The 241-nt window shown below is 47.7% G+C and carries 1 protein-coding gene; it reads right to left on the bottom strand.

Translation table 11 applies throughout. From position 1 onward, the window contains the following. Positions 1 to 241, bottom strand: a 241-nt coding sequence (locus tag AAEZ05_RS29945) for a MetQ/NlpA family ABC transporter substrate-binding protein (protein ID WP_350650284.1), incomplete at both ends; no start/stop codon positions are given.

Raw genomic sequence — 241 nt, 5'->3', positions numbered from 1 at the left:
AGATAAGGCTTGTGCTGAAAGATGTTGATGTCCAAGTCGCCTTCAGCCAATGCCAAGTTAGGACGTACATAATCCGTAAAAGGAATCAGTTCAACTTCGTAACCTTGCGCTTCTAGCGAGCCTTTCACTTGGTTACGTACCATATCAGCAAAATCACCTTCGGTCGTACCGATGACGATTTTGGTATGGTCAGGATCGATGTCGCTAGCAGCCGTTTCAGCCGTTGAGCCTTCGGTAACGG

It is taken from the genome of Pseudomonas sp. HY13-MNA-CIBAN-0226 (assembly GCF_040310305.1).
Lineage (GTDB): Bacteria > Pseudomonadota > Gammaproteobacteria > Pseudomonadales > Pseudomonadaceae > Aquipseudomonas > Aquipseudomonas gregormendelii.
The sequence above is the reverse complement of the archived record's forward strand: the minus strand, read 5'-3'. Positions and strand labels throughout refer to the sequence as shown.